Source organism: Negativicutes bacterium (assembly GCA_018052945.1).
Lineage (GTDB): Bacteria > Bacillota > Negativicutes > JAGPMH01 > JAGPMH01 > JAGPMH01.
Window position 1 is genome coordinate 31,430 of record JAGPMH010000010.1, and the last position, 19,675, is coordinate 51,104.

21 protein-coding genes are annotated in these 19,675 nt (G+C 33.7%); all 21 read right to left on the reverse strand.

All coding sequences use genetic code 11. The annotated features are described in order from the left end of the window. Positions 1-2: 2 nt before the first annotated feature. Positions 3-1,199 carry an exodeoxyribonuclease VII large subunit gene (locus tag KBI38_02780; GenBank protein ID MBP8628989.1) on the reverse strand — a complete coding sequence of 399 codons (1,197 nt, stop codon included), beginning with the start codon at positions 1,197-1,199 and terminating at the stop codon, positions 3-5. 74 nt (positions 1,200-1,273) lie between these two features. After that, entirely contained in the window at positions 1,274-1,681 is a 408-nt protein-coding gene (gene nusB / locus KBI38_02785; GenBank protein ID MBP8628990.1) for a transcription antitermination factor NusB, read from the reverse strand. Positions 1,682-1,752: 71 nt separating this feature from the next. Next, on the reverse strand, positions 1,753-1,980 hold the full coding sequence (locus KBI38_02790) for a DUF2273 domain-containing protein (protein MBP8628991.1): 228 nt from the start codon (positions 1,978-1,980) through the stop codon (positions 1,753-1,755). 20 nt (positions 1,981-2,000) lie between these two features. Beyond that, positions 2,001-2,564, reverse strand: coding sequence for an alkaline shock response membrane anchor protein AmaP (gene amaP / locus KBI38_02795; GenBank protein MBP8628992.1), 564 nt, complete (start codon positions 2,562-2,564; stop codon positions 2,001-2,003). A gap of 16 nt (positions 2,565-2,580) precedes the next feature. Beyond that, positions 2,581-2,967, reverse strand: a complete 387-nt coding sequence (locus KBI38_02800; protein MBP8628993.1) for an Asp23/Gls24 family envelope stress response protein — start codon at positions 2,965-2,967, stop codon at positions 2,581-2,583. A gap of 163 nt (positions 2,968-3,130) precedes the next feature. Then, the gene (purD, locus tag KBI38_02805; protein ID MBP8628994.1) at positions 3,131-4,405 is read right to left on the reverse strand and encodes a phosphoribosylamine--glycine ligase; all 1,275 of its coding nucleotides are present in this window, start codon (positions 4,403-4,405) and stop codon (positions 3,131-3,133) included. A gap of 16 nt (positions 4,406-4,421) precedes the next feature. Next, positions 4,422-5,966: a bifunctional phosphoribosylaminoimidazolecarboxamide formyltransferase/IMP cyclohydrolase gene (purH, locus tag KBI38_02810; protein MBP8628995.1), complete on the reverse strand. Its 1,545-nt coding sequence runs from the start codon at positions 5,964-5,966 to the stop codon at positions 4,422-4,424. A 12-nt stretch (positions 5,967-5,978) separates the two neighbouring features. Continuing rightward, on the reverse strand, positions 5,979-6,590 hold the full coding sequence (locus KBI38_02815; protein MBP8628996.1) for a phosphoribosylglycinamide formyltransferase: 612 nt from the start codon (positions 6,588-6,590) through the stop codon (positions 5,979-5,981). Continuing rightward, positions 6,580-7,653, reverse strand: a complete 1,074-nt coding sequence (locus KBI38_02820) for a phosphoribosylformylglycinamidine cyclo-ligase (GenBank protein MBP8628997.1) — start codon at positions 7,651-7,653, stop codon at positions 6,580-6,582. The genes KBI38_02815 and KBI38_02820 overlap by 11 nt, the downstream gene beginning before the upstream one ends. 72 nt (positions 7,654-7,725) lie before the next feature. Further along, on the reverse strand, positions 7,726-9,174 hold the full coding sequence (locus KBI38_02825) for an amidophosphoribosyltransferase (protein MBP8628998.1): 1,449 nt from the start codon (positions 9,172-9,174) through the stop codon (positions 7,726-7,728). Continuing rightward, on the reverse strand, positions 9,168-9,881 hold the full coding sequence (locus tag KBI38_02830; GenBank protein ID MBP8628999.1) for a phosphoribosylaminoimidazolesuccinocarboxamide synthase: 714 nt from the start codon (positions 9,879-9,881) through the stop codon (positions 9,168-9,170). The genes KBI38_02825 and KBI38_02830 overlap by 7 nt, the downstream gene beginning before the upstream one ends. A gap of 21 nt (positions 9,882-9,902) precedes the next feature. Further along, on the reverse strand, positions 9,903-10,397 hold the full coding sequence (gene purE / locus KBI38_02835; protein ID MBP8629000.1) for a 5-(carboxyamino)imidazole ribonucleotide mutase: 495 nt from the start codon (positions 10,395-10,397) through the stop codon (positions 9,903-9,905). A gap of 326 nt (positions 10,398-10,723) precedes the next feature. Beyond that, a complete protein-coding gene (locus tag KBI38_02840) occupies positions 10,724-11,299 on the reverse strand; it encodes a 1-acyl-sn-glycerol-3-phosphate acyltransferase (GenBank protein MBP8629001.1) in 576 nt (191 codons plus the stop codon). A gap of 9 nt (positions 11,300-11,308) precedes the next feature. Next, complete coding sequence (locus KBI38_02845; protein ID MBP8629002.1) at positions 11,309-11,950, reverse strand: (d)CMP kinase; 642 nt, start codon at positions 11,948-11,950, stop codon at positions 11,309-11,311. A gap of 7 nt (positions 11,951-11,957) precedes the next feature. Continuing rightward, the gene (aroA, locus tag KBI38_02850) at positions 11,958-13,256 is read right to left on the reverse strand and encodes a 3-phosphoshikimate 1-carboxyvinyltransferase (protein MBP8629003.1); all 1,299 of its coding nucleotides are present in this window, start codon (positions 13,254-13,256) and stop codon (positions 11,958-11,960) included. A gap of 21 nt (positions 13,257-13,277) precedes the next feature. Then, positions 13,278-14,519, reverse strand: coding sequence for an NAD(P)/FAD-dependent oxidoreductase (locus KBI38_02855; protein ID MBP8629004.1), 1,242 nt, complete (start codon positions 14,517-14,519; stop codon positions 13,278-13,280). A gap of 18 nt (positions 14,520-14,537) precedes the next feature. Then, the gene (locus tag KBI38_02860; protein ID MBP8629005.1) at positions 14,538-15,254 is read right to left on the reverse strand and encodes an rRNA pseudouridine synthase; all 717 of its coding nucleotides are present in this window, start codon (positions 15,252-15,254) and stop codon (positions 14,538-14,540) included. An 18-nt stretch (positions 15,255-15,272) separates the two neighbouring features. Continuing rightward, positions 15,273-16,406 carry a D-alanyl-D-alanine carboxypeptidase gene (locus KBI38_02865; protein MBP8629006.1) on the reverse strand — a complete coding sequence of 378 codons (1,134 nt, stop codon included), beginning with the start codon at positions 16,404-16,406 and terminating at the stop codon, positions 15,273-15,275. Positions 16,407-16,543: 137 nt separating this feature from the next. Further along, positions 16,544-17,338, reverse strand: coding sequence for a sporulation transcription factor Spo0A (gene spo0A / locus KBI38_02870; protein MBP8629007.1), 795 nt, complete (start codon positions 17,336-17,338; stop codon positions 16,544-16,546). Between the two features lie 107 nt (positions 17,339-17,445). Beyond that, entirely contained in the window at positions 17,446-19,293 is a 1,848-nt protein-coding gene (locus tag KBI38_02875; protein MBP8629008.1) for a YgiQ family radical SAM protein, read from the reverse strand. A 15-nt stretch (positions 19,294-19,308) separates the two neighbouring features. Next, the coding region (locus KBI38_02880) for a DUF4115 domain-containing protein (protein ID MBP8629009.1) at positions 19,309-19,675 on the reverse strand (367 nt) is incomplete at its 5' end.

Consider the following 19,675-nt stretch of genomic DNA (forward strand, 5'->3'; position numbering starts at 1 on the left):
TACTATTTTTTTATTATTTTTCCCAAAACACAACCATCTTTAAAAGTAATTTTTATCATTTGATTATCTAAAATTCGTTCTTTACTCTTTATAATTTCACCTGTTTTTTCATCATTAATGATTGAATATCCGCGTTGTAAAATATTTAAAGGATTTAAAATACTCAACTTTTCCAAATCATTAGTAATATTATTTTTATAATCAGTAATAATTTTATCTTTAATTGTTGTTATTTTTTCTAATTGTCGATCAAGTAATAATCTTTTTTCTTCGATACTTTTTAGCGGATATTTAAAATAATTATTTTCAAGCAATAAATTTAATTTATTTTTTTTATCTTTGATATTTTTTTCTGCTATCATTTGTAAGTTTTTTTCTAAACTATTAATATAGCGCGACAATTCTTTGACATCAGGGACAGCAATTTCAGCAGCATTAGAAGGTGTAGCTGCTCGAACATCTGCAACAAAATCTGTTAAGGTAAAATCAGTTTCATGACCAACCGCCGAAATAGTAGGGATTTTAGATTTAAAAATTGCTCTTACCAGTTTTTCGTCATTAAAGGCCGCTAAATCTTCAATTGAACCGCCACCCCTTGCCACAATAATTAAGTCGACCGGAAATTTTGTATTAAAGATTTCTAACGCTTTAATAATTTGCTGTGGTGCTTCATTTCCTTGAACTTGAACGGGGTATAAACAAATTGCAGTAGATTGACATCTTGCTTTTAATACTTTCATAATATCCTTTATTACTGCACCCGTAGCCGAAGTAATAACGCCAATTTTCTGTGGTAAAAACGGTAATTTTTTCTTATATTTCAGGTCAAAAAGCCCTTCTTTAGTGAATTGTTCTTTTAATCTATTATAGGCTAACGCTATTTCACCAATGCCTTCAGCAAATAAACTTTCAATATAAAGCTGATACTGTCCGTCTCTTTCAAAAACAGTAACATAACCACTAGCTACAACTTCCATCCCATTTTGTGGAATGAATTTTAAAAATTGAGCATTACCTTTAAACATTACAGCCTTAATACTAGCACTATTGTCTTTTAAGGTTAAATAACAATGACCAGAAAAATGTTTTTTAAAATTTGAAACTTCACCTTTTATTAGTACTCTTTGTAGTATTTCATTATTATCAAAACAACTTTTTATATATTTTGTTATTTCAGTTACACTTTGAATGCTCAAAATGCTCCTCCTTATTATGTTTTATCTTATAATAACATATAAAAAAAAACTAGAGCAAACGTCTAGTTTCTATTAGATCATTTATCCTTTTTTATCAAAGCCCCTAAAATTCCATTGACAAAGCGACTTGATTCATCAGAGCCAAAAATCTTTGCTATCTCAATAGCTTCATTTATGATAATTTTGGGAGCAGTATCTTCTGAATTAAATTTCAATTCATATACTGCCATTCTTACAATATTACGATCAACAGCAGCCATACGCTCTATTTTCCAATCATTAGAAACCGTTTTAATAGTTGCATCAATCGCCTCAAGATTAGCAATTGTTCCCTTTATAATTTCCCTAGTAAATAAAATTGATTGTTGATTCAATCCTTTAGTTTCTTTTATTAACATCTCAATTAAATTTTCATCATCATTTTTTGTAAAATCAAATTGAAATAATGCTTGCAACGCAATCTCTCGAGCTTTTCTCCGACTCATACATGTTCCTCTTTTCTCATTACACTTTCATAAGATAAACCTTTAAGGAATAACCTTAAAGGTTTATCTTTTTAACGCCAAAAATTATTAGGTAATATTTTTTGTAGTATTTCCATAAAGTCTTCACTTTTATCAAATTTACGTCCTAAGATATAACCGATAAAACCACAAATAGCAATAAATAAAGTGTTAAAAAAGCCAAATAAAATTATCATTATCGCCATTAAAACACCAAAGAAAGCCCCTGTTATTTTACCGCAATGCTGTTGCCAAACCTCTTTGAAATATTCCCAATTCATAACTTTCTCCTCTTTTCAGACTAAACGACCCGACTTTTTTGTATCGTCACATTAGAAATATTAACTACAAAAACGTCAATATCAACATCACTAATTCCCACAATATCTTTTAATGAAGTTCTGATTTTAGTCTGGATTTTATCAGAAATATCAACAACATTACACTCAGGACTAACAACCAATTTAACACTAATTTTCAGTGTATCAGACTCATTTTTCTTTAGTTTAACATTTTTAATTTTTACTTTCACTTCTTTGATGCCACTAATATGTTTTATTAACTTCTCCAACATATTTTTAAGTCCATCTAATGCAATATTAACTTTTCCAAACTCCGAAAATAATATTAATGCATCTTTAGACTGCTCTGATGTTGAAGAAAAAAAACTAAAAAATAGTCCAAAAGAAATAATCAAAGTTAACACTGCTGAAATTAGCAGTTCCCAGCCATTAAGTAAATATAAAAAGTTTGACCATAACAAGTCAATGGGTAAAACTCCAGTATAAACAAATAAAATGCTACCTGCCTCAACCATAATAAATAGTGTAAACACCATTAAAATGATTTTTTTAATGATTGTCATCTAAAAAACTCACATCCTAACGAACTCTTACATCTTCAACTTCTTCACTTACAAAGCCAACACCTTGGACATGAACATTTACTTCTACCACTTCTAAGCCAGTCATATTTTCAATTGCCGATTTAACCTTTTCTTGAACTGTTAAAGCAATATCAGGAATCCTAACGCCATACTCTACAATTATATATAAGTCTACTGCCGCTTCTTTTTCTCCAACTTCCACTTTAACACCTTTAGAAAAATTCTTTTTGCCAAGCATTTCAGCAATTCCGCCAACTAATCCGCCACTCATACCTGCAATACCATTAACTTCAGTTGCTGCTAAACCTGCAATAGTACCCACAACTTCATCAGCAATACGAACTGTACCAATACCAAATTTTTCTACTTTTTTATTATCCATGATAACAACCTCCAGAATTAATATAGTCTTGCAAATACCTCTTGTTTGAATTAATTATAGCAAATTCAATTATACATTACAAATAAATAATTTCTAATTACTTACAATAGCTGCATACAATGTAAAACACCCTTTTTTCAAGGGTGTTTTACATTAAAAAATATTATTTTAAACGCTGTAACGCTCTTTGTGCAATATCTTTGCGATAATGTCTGCCTTCAAAATTAATTTTTTCAACTCCAGCATAAGCTTTTTGAACCGCCGCTTTAATATCAGTATCATAAGCTGTAACCCCAAGGACTCTTCCGCCATTAGTAGTAAAGCCTTCTGGGGTTTTTGCTGTACCAGCATGAAACACTAACGTCCCAGCAGCTTCCGCTGCGTCAATCCCTGTAATTAAATCACCTTTTTTGTATTCACCAGGATACCCACCAGCTGACATTACTACACAAACAGCAGCACCATTTTTCCATAAAATGTTGCAATCTGCCAACTTGCCATCAATACAAGCTAACATAATCTCCACTAAATCGCTATCTAGTAATGGTAAAACAACTTGCGTTTCCGGATCACCAAAGCGAGCATTAAATTCGATTACTTTAGGCCCCTCGGCAGTAATAATTAAGCCAGCATATAAGCACCCGCAGTACTTACGGCTTTCGGCCTTCATTGCCATAATAGTTGGATTTAAAATTGTTTTTTGAACTTCTGCTAATAATTCAGCCGTAATAATTGGGGCTGGGGCATAAGTACCCATGCCACCAGTATTTAAACCTTCATCATTATCAAAAATTCTTTTATGATCTTGCGCTGAAATCATTGGTACAATTGTTTCACCATCAGTAAAGGTTAAAATTGAAGCTTCTTCCCCTACTAAAAATTCTTCAATAACTACTTTATGACCAGCACTACCAAAAGCTTTGTCGCACATAATGCTATCAATTGCTTCAGTCGCTTCCGCTATTGTTTGTGCAATAATAACACCTTTGCCGGCAGCCAAACCATCAGCTTTAATAACTATTGGTGCACCTAATTCATTGACATATTTTTTAGCAAGTTCCGCTTCTTCAAAAACCTCAAACCGTGCTGTTGGGATATCATATTTTTTCATTAACCATTTTGAAAAAGCTTTCGAACCTTCAATTTCAGCCGCAACTTTAGTTGGACCAAACGCTTTTAACCCAACTTCAGCAAGTTCATCTACCAAACCATTAGTAAGCGGAACTTCAGGGCCAACAATAGTCAAGTCTATTTTATTATCTAGTGCAAATTTTACAATTTCTTGATTATTATTAATATCAAGGTTAATACAATCTGCTAACAATGCAATGCCAGGATTACCTGGAATTGCATATATTTTTTCCACTTTTGAGTTTTGCGATACTTTCCATGCTAAAGTATGTTCACGACCGCCACTACCAATTATTAAAACTTTCACACTGCCACCCCTATTTTTAATGTTTAAAGTGTCTCATATTTGTAAATACCATTGCAATACCATGCTCATCTGCCGCTTGAATTGATTCTTCATCGCGTACTGAACCACCTGGCTGAATAATAGCCGTTATCCCTGCTTTAGCAGCTGTATCAACACTATCTCTAAATGGGAAGAAGGCATCTGATGATAATACTGCTCCTTTAGCTTTCTCTCCAGCTTGCTCCAACGCAATTGCCGCAGAACCAACTCGATTCATTTGACCCGCACCTACACCATAAGTTTGATTGTCACCGGCTACAACAATCGCATTTGATTTAACATGTTTAACAACTTTCCATGCTAATAATAATTGTTGCCACTCTTCTTTTGATGGCTGGCGTTTAGTAACAACTTTCATATTTTCTATCAGTGCATCTTCAGTATCAGCTTCTTGTAGCAACATTCCACCTGAAACTTTTTTGGTATCAAGACATTTATCACGACCACTTTCTGGCATATCTAACGTTAATAATCTAATATTTTTCTTTTGTGTCAAGATTTCAATGGCTTCAACAGCGTAACTTGGAGCTATTACTGCTTCAATAAAAATTGCACCAATTTTTTCAGCAGTAGCTTTGTCAACAGCTCTATTAAGTGCAACAATTCCTCCAAAAGCAGAAACCGGGTCAGCATCATAAGCTTTCGTATAAGCATCAAGAATATTGCTACCGATTCCAGTACCACATGGGTTAGTATGTTTGATAATTGTTGCAGCCGGTTGTTCAAATTCAGCAACAATAGCATAAGCTGCTTCTACATCAACAATATTGTTAAAGGATAATTCTTTGCCATGTAATTGTTTAGCATTAGCAACACCAATTCCATCATTAAATTTTTCGCGATAAAATGCGGCATTTTGATGAGGATTTTCACCATAACGTAAATCTTGAACTTTCTCCAAAACAACATGAACTGTTTCCGGGAACTGACCTTCGCCTAATTCCTTACTTAAATATTGATTAATACAAGCATCATATTCAGCAGTATGACCAAAAGCTTCTTTAGATAAGCTCATTCTTAATTTTTCAGTAATTCCTTCAGCTGAAGCTAATTGAGCTGCAATTTCATTATAACGGTCAGGATTAACAACAACTGTTACATATTTAAAATTTTTAGCCGCAGCTCTAATCATCGCCGGACCACCAATATCAATATTTTCAATTGCCAATGCTAAATTAACATCAGGTTTTTTAATAGTATCACGGAAAGGATATAGATTAACTACAACCATATCAATACCAGTAATATTATGTTTTTCCATCGCCGCAATATGATCTTGGTTATCGCGAATCGCTAAAATACCACCATGAATATAAGGATTTAAAGTTTTGACTCTACCATCCATTATTTCCGGAAAACCTGTTACTTCGCTAACGTATGTTACTGGAATTCCAGCTTCTTTTAATGTTTTCATCGTACCACCAGTTGATATAATATCAACGCCGGCAGCATGTAGTTTTTGAGCAAATTCAACTAAGCCTGTTTTATCTGATACACTAATAAGTGCGCGTTTTATCTTCATTTTCATCCCTACCTATTCTTTTATAATTACTTTTCGACCAATTATCTTTAATTTATTTTCCATCACTAAAGAAATCGCTTTTGGATAAAGCGTATGCTCTAAATAAAGAATTCTTTTTGCTAGAGAGTCTTCGGTATCATTATCAAGAACCGGTATTGATTCTTGTAAAATGATTGGTCCACTATCCATTCCTTCATCAACAAAATGAATAGTGCACCCAGAAACCTTTGCGCCATAAGCTATAACTTGTTCATGCGCATTTTTCCCTGGAAAAGATGGTAATAACGAAGGGTGAATATTAATTATTTTTTCTTTAAATTCTTGTATAAAATACGGACTTAATATTCTCATAAAGCCTGCTAAAACAACTAATGAAACATTATGTTTTTTTAATGCTACAACAATTTTTTCTTCAAAGTCTTGTTGATTACTGCATTCTTTACGATCAACACAAATAGCTATAATATTGTTTTCTGTGGCAATATCAAGTGCCTTCGCATTAGGTTTATCAGATATTACAACGCCAATTTCGACATTTAAGAGTCCTTTGTTTATCGCTTCAATTATTGCCTGCAGATTACTTCCTCTACCGGATGCTAACACACCAATTACATTATTTTGCATCATCAAAAGCGCCCCCTTTTAGGACAACCTCCTGTTCTCCTGCTGTAACTTTTCCGATAATAAAGCTTTGTTCATTTTGTTCTGCTAAAAATGCTTGTATTTCTTCTACAGCATCTTCTGCTACAACTAAAATCATACCAATACCCATATTAAAAGTGCGATACATTTCAGGCCAAGCAACATTACCCCACTCTTTTAACAAGTTGAAAATTGTTGGTCTTGCCCAAGCATTAGTATCAATTTCCGCACCACAATTTTTCGGTAAAACACGCGGAATATTGTCATAAAAACCGCCCCCGGTAATATGAACCATTCCAAAAATATCAAATTTTTCAATCAACGGTAGACAAACCTTTGGATATAATCTAGTCGGTGTTAATAGTTCTTCACCAATAGTTTTATCAAGTTCCGGAATAAACTCAGACCCATTAAAACCTTTTAAATCAAAACAAATTTTTCTAACTAGAGAGTAACCATTAGAATGAACCCCTGAAGATGGTAACCCAATAATAACATTGCCCGGTTTAATTTTTTCACCGGTAATAATATTTTCTTTTTCTACAACCCCGACTGAAAAACCAGCAATATCATATTCGCCATCAGGATAAAAGCCTGCCATTTCTGCAGTTTCCCCACCAATTAGTGCACAGCCAGATTCTTTACAAGCTTTCGCTACCCCACTAACAATATCAGCAACTTTTTCTGGTTCTAATTTTCCTACCGCCAAATAATCTAAAAAGAATAAAGGCTCAGCACCTTGTACCAAAATATCATTTACGCACATCGCCACTGCATCTTGACCAATTGTATCATGTTTATCTAACATAAACGCTAAGCGTAACTTAGTTCCGACACCATCAGTACCTGAAACCAACACCGGCTCTTTATATTTTGTATTTAGAGCAAATAACCCCCCAAATCCGCCTAAATCACCTAAAACTTCTGGGCGATAAGTAGCTTTAACATGATTTTTCATTAATGATACAGCATGATTTCCAGCATCAATATCAACACCGGCATCACGATATGTCAATTGCTTGTTATCTTTATTTTCTAAACTCATTGAAATCCTCCTAAAATTAATCAAATTACAATAGCAGATTAAGACTCCGCTTTTTACAGAGGAGTCTTAAATTTAGCATTTACATTGATTATCTTTTCTCTTTTCAAACATGTATTTTGCAGAATCATTACCATCTTCTTCACATGGTGTGCCACCGCGATAATCACTATTAAAACAAGCGAAGCACAGGTCGTCACTATTAATTTTATTAACAGATTTCATTAATCCATCAATTGATAAAAAGTGTAGTGAATCCGCTCCGATATATTCTCTGATTTCTTCAACAGTTTTTGTTGCCGCAATAAGCTCTTTGCGAATAGATGTATCAATTCCATAATAACAAGGATAAATTATTGGAGGTGAGCTAATACACATGTGTACGGCAGTAGCTCCAGCCGCTTTTAACATTTTTACAATTTTCCCACTGGTTGTTCCTCTAACAATAGAATCATCAACCATAATAACAGACTTGCCTTCAACCACTGATTTCACTGCATTTAATTTTAGCTTAACGCTATTATCACGTTTCTTTTGAGATGGCTGAATAAAAGTTCTGCCAATATAACGATTTTTCATCAACCCTTCACAAAATGGTATCCCTGATTCTGCACTAAACCCAATAGCCGCTGTTGTTCCTGAATCTGGCACAGAAATAACAATATCGCCAGTAAACTTACTTTCTCTAGCTAGCATTTTTCCCATTTCAAAACGAGCAGCATGAACACTTTGTCCATCAATGACACTGTCTGGTCTTGCAAAATAAATATATTCAAAAACACAGGCCGCTTTAGCAATATTTTCAGCAAACATTATAGACTTAACACCATTGTCATCAATAACAACCATTTCACCTGGTTCAATATCTCTAACAAATTCAGCGCCAATAGTATCTAACGCACACGACTCTGATGAAAGAACATACCCTGAGTCAAGTTTCCCTAAACAAAGCGGTCTAAAGCCTTGAGGATCTCTTGCCCCAATTAGTTTGTCTTCCGTCATGATTGTGAGACAGTATGCACCTTTTATTTTATTTAAACTTTCGACAATTTTATCTTCAACACATTGTTTGCGTGAGCGAGCAATCAAATTAACAAACACTTCTGAATCAATCGTTGTTTGGAAAACCGTTCCGCAATCTTCCAATTCAGCTCTAATTTCATGAGCATTAGTCAAATTCCCATTATGAGCCAAACTAATCTTACCGCCAGAATAATTAACCATTAGCGGTTGTGTATTTGCTAATAAACTTGATCCGGTAGTTGAGTACCGAACATGACCAATTGCAATATACTGTCCATCCATATGCGGTAATTGATGACGAAAAACTTCATTTACTAAACCCATACCTCTGTGAACATCCATCCAGGAACCGTCTGTAATTGCAATGCCAGCACTTTCCTGACCTCTATGCTGCAATGCATATAAGCCTAAATAAGTATTAAGTGCGACATCATCTTCACGAGAATATATTCCAAAAACTCCGCACTCTTCTTTTAACTTATCCAGTTCTAAATCTAGCATATAACCTCTCCTGTTAATCTATGTAGTACTTCTTTATAGGCATCTTCAATGTTTCCAAGGTCACGACGGAATCTATCTTTATCTAGTTTTTCACCGGTTTTACTATCCCAGAATCGGCAAGTGTCAGGAGAAATCTCATCACCTAACAATACCATTCCTTTATGTAAACCAAATTCTAATTTAAAATCAATTAATTCAATATCTTTTGTTTTTAAATATTGTGTTAATACTTCATTAACTTTTAAAGCGATACTTTCCATTTCAGCAACTTGTTCTGGTGTTGCTAAATTTAATGCTGCAACATGGAAATCATTAATAATCGGATCTCCTAAATCATCGTTTTTATAATAAAGTTCAACAACAGTATTCGGTAATTTAGTCCCTTCAGCCCAGCCTAATCTTTTTGCTAAGCTACCGGCTGCAATATTTCTTGTTACAACTTCTACTTGAATAATTTCCAATGATTTAACTAACATTTCACGATCACTTGGCATATCAATAAAATGACTTTCCACACCATTTTCTTTTAATAATTTAAAGAAAAAAGATGATATTTTATTATTCATAATACCTTTATTTAAAATAGTGCCTTTTTTAGCACCATTGCCAGCAGTTGCATCATCTTTGTAATATACTAAAACTTCATCTTGGTTATCAGTAGCAAATATTTGTTTTGCTTTACCTTCATACAACATTTCTTTTTTCATTAGAAACCCCTCCAAAAAATATTATTTATCATTAATCATTGCCGAAACTTTAGCTGCTTTTGCCTCAACTTCGTCAACCATTTTTTCACGTTGTTTCGCTAATTTACCCTGTAATTCTTTATCAGAAATTGATAGTATTTGTGCAGCAAAAATACCGGCATTTTTCGCACCATTTACTGCCATTACACCAACCGGAATACCAGATGGCATTTGAACCATGCTTAATAGTGCATCCATACCGTTTAAAGGTGTTGCATTAATAGGTACTCCAATAACCGGTAATGTTGTTAAACTTGCAACAACACCCGCTAAGTGAGCTGCTGCTCCAGCAGCCGCAATAAAGAGATTAACGCCTCTTTCACTTGCTGTGCTAACAATATCATGAACTTTAGCCGGCGTACGATGTGCTGAAGCAACAACAACTTCAGTCTCAACACCCACCCCTTCTAAAAAATCAGCAGCCGGTCTTAAAATCGGCCAGTCAGAGTCGCTTCCCATTAAAATACAAACTTTCATTCACTACATCTCCCTATTATATAATAAATTTTATTTGGTTAATTTTTTCACTTAAGCTTTAGACAATAATTCATATTTTTCCATTAAAGGATAATTTTAAAATGCAAAAATAATAACCGGGCAGGCTATTTTGTATATTATACTACACAAAATTTCCCACCCGGGTCTTTTCTCTATCCGGGTTAGTTTTTTTTACTAGCTCCGAGCATATCCCTTTTCATAATACATAAACTTGTCTTTGTAACTTATCTTCAACTAATGATAACAAAAACAATAAAACTATGTCAACGAAATTCGTTTTAATATAAAAATAATCAACTTAAAACTTATCGCGACATTAATTTGCCAATTTCTCTCATGATTTCATCAGTAAATTCTTGCATTACAATTTTGCCGTCTTCATTAGGTTGATATTTTATCGGTTTTCCAAATATAAGCTTTATTTCATTACCCCAGAATTTATTTTTTTTAATTATTACTGCTGTGGGAACTACCGGTACATCAGCTTTTATAGCAATTAATGCCATTCCAGCTTCAGCTTCGCCCAGTTTTCCATCTTTACTTCTTGTCCCTTCGGGAAATAAACCTAAGCACTCTCCACTTTTTAATAAGCTAATTGCTTTTTTTATAGCAACTCGATCTGCCGTTCCCCTTTTAACCGGAAAAGCATTTAACCTTTTGATAATATAGCCAATTATTGGAATGTCAAACAACTCTTCTTTGGCCATAAAATTAATTTTTCGGGGCAAAAAAGTACCAATAAGCGGTGGATCCCATAAACTAATATGATTTGCGGCAATAATTACCCCTTTAGTACTAGGGATATTTTCAACGCCAACAATTTGGCACTTGAAAAAATTTTTAAAAATAAATTTGAATAAAATAACTCCTATATTATACATTTTATCTCCTTATTGGCAGAGTTTTATAATTTCAGCAACAGCTTCTTCAATACTTAAGGCTGTAGTGTCCAATAAAATTGCATCAGGCGCTTGCTGTAATGGTGCAATTTCACGCTCCATATCCATTTTATCTCGAGCAGCTATTTCCTGCTGAATTTGCGCTAGATCAATATCATAGCCCTTTTTTGATAACTCAAGCCATCTTCTACGTGCTCGCTCGGCAATAGAGGCTGTTAAAAAAATTTTAACATCAGCATTTGGCAAAACATTAGAACAAATATCACGACCATCCATTACAACTCTTCCATTTTTCGCCATTTCTCTTTGGATTGCGATTAACTTTTCACGAACCTTAGGTTCTTGAGCAATACTTGAAACCAACTTAGTAACTTCTGGTGTTCTAATTTCTTCCGTAATATTTTCATCGTTTAAATACACTTTTGTTATTCCATCAACATATGTCAAAGATAATTTTATATTATCAATTGCTGTTAAAATACCTATTTGGGAGTGTAATGACAAATACGCTATCGCACGATACATTGCTCCAGTATCAATATATAAATATTCTAACTGTTGTGCAACTAACTGAGCGACAGTACTCTTTCCGGCTCCTGCCGGTCCATCAATTGCAATCACTAAATTCTTCATGTTAACCTCAATTACATTTAATTTTTTCTAAAGTTTGATAAAAAGTAGGATAAGAGATACAAACACAATCCGGATTTTCAATATTTACGCCCTCAGCCGCTGCTCCTGCTACGGCTAATGCCATAGCAATACGATGATCGTGGTAAGAATAGCAGTTGGCTTTATTTAATTTTCCTGTCCCCTCAATAATCAATCCATCTTCTGTGCCAACAATATTTCCACCCATTTTTGAAAACTCGTTTACTACAGCACTTAATCTATCGGTTTCTTTAACTCTTAACTCCTCAGCTCCGGTAATAATGGTTTTGCCCTCAGCAAACATTGCAGCCACCGCAATGACAGGAATTTCATCAATTAATCTCGGCATTATTTCTGCTCCAAAGCTAGTTCCTTTTAATTTTGCCGATTTTACAATTAAGTCTGCCATCGGCTCTTTGCCACTCATTCTTTCATTAACAACCTTAATATCAGCACCCATATTTAGTAAAACATCAATTATGCCAGTTCGAGTTTTATTTACGCCAACATTTTTTAGAGTAAGGTTACTATTGGGAATAATGCTAGCCGCCACTAGCCAAAACGCCGCTGAACTAATATCTCCAGGAACTTCTAAGGTCTCTGGCGAAATTAACTGTTCAACTTTTTGGATGCCAACACTTGTTCCCTCTTTATAAAGTTCAACACCAAAAGTTTCAAACATTTTTTCAGTATGATCTCTTGAAACATATGGTTCCGTAACAATAGTCTTACTATCGGCATACATCCCTGCTAATAATATCGCAGATTTTACTTGTGCACTAGCCATCGGCATTTCATAATTAATTGCTTTTATCTGTTCTACTGGCAATATTGCTAATGGTAATAACCGAGAGTTTTCACGAGAAACAAACTGTGCTCCCATTTTAGAAAGAGGTTTAATAACTCTAGCCATTGGTCTTTTTCTTAAAGAGTCATCGCCTGTAAAAGTTACAAAAAAGTTTTGCGCTGACAACATCCCCATTAACAAGCGTAAGGTTGTTCCTGAGTTTCCTGCATCTAAAACATTTTCCGGTTCTTTTAAGCCATTTATCCCAACACCATGGACAACTAACTCATTGTCATTTATTTTTTCAATTTTTACGCCTAACGCTTCCATACAAGAAACTGTTGATAAGCAATCCTGAGAATTTAAAAAGTTTTTAATTGTAACAGCTTTATCACCTAAACTAGAAAACATTACACTGCGATGTGATATTGATTTATCACCAGGAATAAAAATTTCTCCTTGTAAACCTTTAACAGCATTAACTTCTAAATTATCTCTCATTTTAGCACCTCTATAAATATTTTATTGCATTGCTACAGCTTTTCCAGCAATATATCCCATGGAAAAAGCAGCTTGTAAATTGTAACCGCCAGTATAACCATCAACATCAACAATTTCTCCGGCGAAATACAACCCTTCTATTATTTTTGATTCCATAGTTTTAGGGTTAATTTCTTTAATGCTAACGCCACCGGCTGTTACTATCGCTTCAGCTACCGGTCTAGTTTTAGTAATTGTTAATCTTAAATCCATAATTTGCTCAACTAGCCGCAATCTTTCTTCCTTAGTTATCTGATTAATCATTTTATCTGGATTAATATATGATAAATCAATAATAATATCAATCAATTTACTTGGTAACAACTCATTTAAGGCATTCTTTATTTGCTTTTTTGAAAATTTTTCAAAGTCTCGTTGTACTCGATTATGAAGTTTTTCAAAACTAAGAGCTGGTTTTAAATTTATTGCAAGTTCCACTATTTTATTCTCAGTTAGGTTTTCAGCAACAATTTTACTTAGTGATAAAATAATTGGCCCTGATACTCCATAATGCGTAAATAACATTTCTCCAAAATCTTCTGCTACTTTTTTATCATCTACGATAATACTTGCTTTTACATTTTTAAGTGATAAACCTTGAGCAATTTTCACCCAATCTTCTTCTGTTTCTAACGGAACTAAAGATGGTTTTATCGGAGTAATAGTATGTCCTAATTTTTCGGCAATTACATAGCCATCACCACTTGAACCTGTTGCTGGATATGAAGCCCCTCCGGTTGCAACAATAATCTTATCTGCTTGATACACTAAACCTTTTTTATCTACTACCGCAGTAACTTTATTATCTTCCTTGATAATATTTTTGACAGCTACATCTTTTAAAATTCTTATCTCCAAGCTATCCATTTTTCTTAGTAAGGCATCGACAACATCAATAGCTTTGTCGCTCTCCGGAAAAACTCTACCGCCACGTTCAACCTTTGTTTTAACTCCTAAATTTTCAAAAAAATCTATCAAATCATTATTACTGAAATTATGGAAAGAACTATACAGAAAACTCCCATTACCATGCATATTCTTTATTAATTCCTTAATATCTGCAATATTTGTTATATTACAACGACCTTTTCCGGTAATTAACAGCTTTTTACCGACCCGTGGCATTTTCTCAAGAATGGTCACACTTGCTCCATTTTCAGCCGCAATAATTGCCGCCATCATTCCGGCGGCACCAGCACCAATTACAATAACATTATTGCCCATAAAGTCTCCTTAAAATATCTATTTCATTCTCTGTAACGCTTCAATTTCATTTTCCGATAAATAACGATATTTACCACGCGCTAATCCATCAAGATTAAGTGAAGCAAACTTTATGCGTTTCAAGCTTCTAACCGGACAGCCAATCGCTTCAAACATTCTTCTAACTTGACGATTTTTCCCTTCGTGAATAACGATCTCTATTTTAGCACTATCAGTACTTTTATCAATTTCGATTATATTAACTTTAGCAGGCGCGGTAATTCCATCTTCCAGCCTAACCCCTACTCTTAAAATATCAAGTTTTTCCTCTGCCGGAATTCCTTTCACCTTGGCAATATACGTTTTATAGATTTTAAAGCTAGGATGAATTAATTTATTAGTTAACTCACCATCATTGGTTAAAATTAATAATCCTTCAGTATTATAATCTAATCTACCAACCGGATAAACTCTTTCCGGTACATCCTTTATCAAATCGATAACGGTCATTCGACCTTTCTCATCCTTCAGTGTGGTTACTATTCCTTTAGGTTTATGTAAAATTAAATAAACCATATTTTCTATCGCAATTTTTTTATTATCAACAAAAACTTTATCTTTTTTTATGTCAATTTTAGTTCCAAGTTCAGTGACAACTTTTCCATTTACACTAACTCTTCCTTCGACTATCATTTTCTCTGCTTCTCGTCTTGAAGCAAGTCCAGCTTTACTAATTATCTTTTGTAAACGTTCCAATATATTTCTCCTTAAAGTTTATATTGCCTTTCTCACATTATCAAATAAGAATGATAACGAGTTGAAAATAGTCAATATAAATGATTTTTTTTCTACATTTTCATTTGCCAACAAGTCAATCTGTTCAATGCTTTTGTCGCCATAAAAAACATTAATACTCCCAACTTTTTCGCCCTTTTTAATCGGTGCCTTTACAGTTGGAGGCACCTCAACAACGATATTATAAGCCTCTTGCTCATTATTAATTATCGGTAGTAGTACATCCTCATTAGCAACAACATTAACATTATCGGCATAGCCTTCTTTAATTTTTAAATTTTTAACAATCTCACCTTTGTTAAAAACTTTCTTTGTATTAATTTTTTCAAAGCCACTATTTAAAAGCTTGATAGAATCATCCCACATTCTTTCACTATCAAGTACCACCGCTATTAATTGTACTCCATTGCGATTAGCTCCTGAAACTAAACATCGCCCCGCTAATGACGTATAACCAGTTTTAACACCATTCCCACCATCTACTAAACTTAAAATTCTATTTTCATTAAATAATTCTCGATTAAATTCTTTTCCTGCCCACGGTATTATTTTATGATTTGTTCCAACAATTTCAGTAAATTGAGGATTTTTATACCCGTATGCTGCTATTTTTGCTAAATCATAAGCAGTAGAAAAATGCTCAGGATCAGGTAATCCACTAGAATTAACAAAGTGCGTATTATTAGCACCAATTTCTTTTGCTTTCTTATTCATCAATTTTGCGAAATCAGTTACACTTCCTGCAATATGCTCTGCAACAGCAACAGTAGCATCATTTCCTGATACTAAAATTATTCCATATAACATATCCCTCATACTAAGTTGTTCGCCCGGTGCGAGCCACAATGTTGACCCTTCAGTTTGTGATGCTACAGTGCTGGCCGTAACAATTTCATCTAATTTGCTATTTTCTAGTGCTACAATTAACGTCATCATCTTAGTTGTACTGGCCGGATACATCATTTTTTCAGCATCTCGTTCAAAAATTATTTTTCCAGTCTTAGCCTCTATCAACACAAAGGACTTTGCTGTTATGTCTGTTACTGGCATTGCATATACCGGTAAATAAATATTAAATATAATCAAAGTTAAATATAAAATCCGCTTAAACATCTTAAAACCCTTTCACTGTTGATACCACGCAATGTTTTTATTATATAAACGTTTTTGCAAACTTGCAATAAAATAAAAGAAATTACTATATAAAGCTCAAATACTGCAATGTATTTGAGCTTTATATAGTAATATTATTAACTTTTCATTTCCATTCTTAACTTGTCAGCTATCATCGCCATAAATTCCGAATTGGTCGGCTTGCCTTTTTCAAATTTAACAGTAAAGCCAAAAATCTTGTTAATAGTATCTGTATTACCTCGCGCCCACGCAACTTCAATTGCATGTCTAATTGCTCGTTCAACTCTACTTGGGGTCGTAACATGTTTTTCTGCAATCATCGGATAAAGAATTTTTGTAACAGCCCCTAATAATTCAATTTCGTTAACAATCATCATAATCGCATCACGCAAGTATTGATAGCCTTTAATGTGTGCTGGAATACCAATTTCTCTGATAATATTAGTTACCTCTACATCAATCGAATGCGGTTTGGTAATAGTACTAACGCTGTTAGCCGTACTATTAGTTTTCATTCCTAATTCACTAGTATTATTAACTACTTGTCTGATTCTACTAACAATAACATTCATATTAAAAGGCTTTAAAATATAGTAGTCAGCACCTAATTCTACAACTCTTTGTGTTGTTATCTCCTTGCCAATTGCCGAAAGCATTATAATTTTAGGACGTTTTAATTCAGGAGTAATGTTTAATTTTTCAAGAACACCAATTCCATCAAGGTGTGGCATTATAATATCTAAAATAACAACATCCGGCTCTTTCTTAGCGATTAAATCTAAAATCTCTTCACCATCATATGCAACACCTACAACCTCAATATCATCCTGTTCATTTAGAAATTCTTCAATAATACTAACAAAACAACGATTATCATCAGCTATTGCAACTCTAATACTTTCTTTATTCACAAAATACACTCTCCTGTCTTTATCAAAAGCTATTAACGTCCTAAAAGTGCTATTTCAAAAATCCAATTCTTATTATACTGCAAAAGCAAGATAAATACATCTAACAATTACCGCTTTTTAGAATTTTTTTTACTTTTTGTAATATTAATCTTGCTATTATTATCTTTGGCTCTAGGGCGAATTAAGCAATTTTTGCCAAACCCTACTAAATCCAATCTATGCGCTTTTTTTAAAGCTTCATATACAATATCATAATTTTTAGGATCACGATATTGTAACAACGCTCTTTGCATTTTTTTCTCGTAAGCACCTTTTGCAACATACACCTTTGCTCCCGTTAAAGGGTTGATCCCCGTATAATACATACAAGTTGATAAACTACCCGGAGTAGGAATAAAATCTTGAACTTGCTCCGGACGATAATTTAAATCTCTAATAAATTCAGCGATTTCTATTGCTTGCTTTAAATTAGCACCAGGATGACTTGACATAAAGTAAGGTACTAAATATTGTTTTTTACCGATCTTTTCATTCATTTTTTTAAATGATTCGGCAAATTTTATATAAACATCTTTTCCTGGTTTACCCATTAGCGTTGTAACTTCACTAGAAACATGCTCCGGTGCCACTTTTAATTGTCCACTAACATGATGTTCACATAACTCCTGCAAAAAATTATCCTTTGCAGCTAATAAGTAGTCATATCTAATACCTGATCTGATAAAAACTTTTTTTACTTTTGGTAAATTTCTCAGTTTTCTTAATAATGAAATATATTCTTTATGATCAGCTTCTAATTTATTACAAGGATTAGGGAATAAACATTGTCTGTTTTTACAAGTTCCTTCCATTAACTGCTTCTTGCACGATGGTTGACGAAAATTTGCGGTCGGACCTCCAACATCATGAATATAACCTTTAAAATCATCCATTGTCGTCAGTAATTTTGCTTCCTTTATAATAGAATCACTGCTTCGACTTTGAATTATTCGCCCTTGGTGCGAAACTAATGCACAAAAGCTACAACCACCAAAACAACCTCGTTGACCGACAATACTAAATTTAATTTCTTCAATAGCTGGTACACCACCAAGTTCTTCATAGCTTGGATGATATGTCCGTTGATATGGTAAGTCATAAATTTCATCCATTTCACTGGTTGTCAAAGGCAGCGCAGGTGGATTTTGTACTAAAAACACATCACCTGATTTCTGAACTACTTTTTGCCCGCGCAATGGATCTTGCTCTTGATACTGAATCTTAAAAGCTTGGGCAAACTTAGGCTTACTTTCTATAACTTCTTCATTCGTAGGTGTAAGTACATAGTTGTCAATACCGTCAAGCGTACTAGTTAAATAACATGTTCCATTAATATTAGTTAAGTCTTTAACATCTACACCGTTAGACAAGTTCAATGCAATTTCTTTTATTTGTTTCTCGCCCATTCCATATATTAATAAGTCTGCTCTACTGTCAATTAAGATAGATCGTCTCACCTTATCTGACCAATAGTCATAGTGAGCAAATCTCCTTAAACTCGCTTCAATTCCGCCAATTATTAGCGGAGTCTTCTTCCATATTTCCCTGATTCTATTGCAATAAACTATTGTTGCACGTTCCGGACGCATTTCCGGTTTTCCTCCAGGAGAATAGTTATCAGTACTACGAAATTTTTTTGCCGCAGTAAATTTATTCAACATTGAATCCATATTACCAGCTGATACTAAGATTCCTAGTTTTGGTTTACCTAGTTTTTTAAAATCATGAGTTGATCGCCAATCCGGTTGACTAATAATACCAACTTTAAATCCCATTTTTTCTAAAATTCTACAGATTATTGCCGGACCAAAGCTAGGATGATCAACATAAGCATCTCCACTGACAAATAAAAAGTCAAGTTGCTCCCAGCCTCTTTTTTCCATATCTTCTTTACTTATGGGTAAAAAATCACTCATTAAAAATCTCCTAGTTTAATTTATCTTATCTTTAGTAAAAGTTTTATCTATTACTTCGCCATTCTTTCCTAAAGAACCTAAATCCTTATCATTTAAATTAAGTTTTACGGCACCAGCATTACCTATTTTGAGGCTAAATTCATTTTCTGCTAACCATTCAAATTTATCTTTATTTTTAGCCATTCCTTCAAAAACAACCTTATTATCACTTAAAACTTGAATCCAACAATCTCCTACAAACTCAGCTTTTAACGATAATTTTTTATTGACCTCATTCACCGGTTTAGTACCTTCATTTTTAACAATTGCTTTCGATGAAACTTTTGCTACTGGTTCATTATTAATTTTAGCATTAGAAGCACTATTGGAATCATTGTTCATA

What these genes read in the sequence shown, in the direction of transcription:
- KBI38_02800 (MBP8628993.1), bottom strand. Translation starts at nt 2,967, where the DNA reads ATGGATAATAAAAAAGTAGAAAAATTTGGTATTGGTACAGTTCGTATT.
- KBI38_02855 (MBP8629004.1), bottom strand. Translation starts at nt 14,519, where the DNA reads ATGGGCAATAATGTTATTGTAATTGGTGCTGGTGCCGCCGGAATGATG.
- KBI38_02865 (MBP8629006.1), bottom strand. Translation starts at nt 16,406, where the DNA reads ATGTTTAAGCGGATTTTATATTTAACTTTGATTATATTTAATATTTAT.
- KBI38_02845 (MBP8629002.1), bottom strand. Translation starts at nt 11,950, where the DNA reads ATGAAGAATTTAGTGATTGCAATTGATGGACCGGCAGGAGCCGGAAAG.
- purH (MBP8628995.1), bottom strand. Translation starts at nt 5,966, where the DNA reads ATGAAGATAAAACGCGCACTTATTAGTGTATCAGATAAAACAGGCTTA.
- KBI38_02825 (MBP8628998.1), bottom strand. Translation starts at nt 9,174, where the DNA reads ATGCTAGATTTAGAACTGGATAAGTTAAAAGAAGAGTGCGGAGTTTTT.
- nusB (MBP8628990.1), bottom strand. Translation starts at nt 1,681, where the DNA reads ATGAGTCGGAGAAAAGCTCGAGAGATTGCGTTGCAAGCATTATTTCAA.
- KBI38_02875 (MBP8629008.1), bottom strand. Translation starts at nt 19,293, where the DNA reads ATGAGTGATTTTTTACCCATAAGTAAAGAAGATATGGAAAAAAGAGGC.
- KBI38_02840 (MBP8629001.1), bottom strand. Translation starts at nt 11,299, where the DNA reads ATGTATAATATAGGAGTTATTTTATTCAAATTTATTTTTAAAAATTTT.
- amaP (MBP8628992.1), bottom strand. Translation starts at nt 2,564, where the DNA reads ATGACAATCATTAAAAAAATCATTTTAATGGTGTTTACACTATTTATT.
- KBI38_02815 (MBP8628996.1), bottom strand. Translation starts at nt 6,590, where the DNA reads ATGCAAAATAATGTAATTGGTGTGTTAGCATCCGGTAGAGGAAGTAAT.
- KBI38_02820 (MBP8628997.1), bottom strand. Translation starts at nt 7,653, where the DNA reads ATGAGTTTAGAAAATAAAGATAACAAGCAATTGACATATCGTGATGCC.
- KBI38_02790 (MBP8628991.1), bottom strand. Translation starts at nt 1,980, where the DNA reads ATGAATTGGGAATATTTCAAAGAGGTTTGGCAACAGCATTGCGGTAAA.
- purE (MBP8629000.1), bottom strand. Translation starts at nt 10,397, where the DNA reads ATGAAAGTTTGTATTTTAATGGGAAGCGACTCTGACTGGCCGATTTTA.
- aroA (MBP8629003.1), bottom strand. Translation starts at nt 13,256, where the DNA reads ATGAGAGATAATTTAGAAGTTAATGCTGTTAAAGGTTTACAAGGAGAA.
- KBI38_02830 (MBP8628999.1), bottom strand. Translation starts at nt 9,881, where the DNA reads ATGAAAAAAGAAATGTTGTATGAAGGTAAAGCAAAACAAATATTTGCT.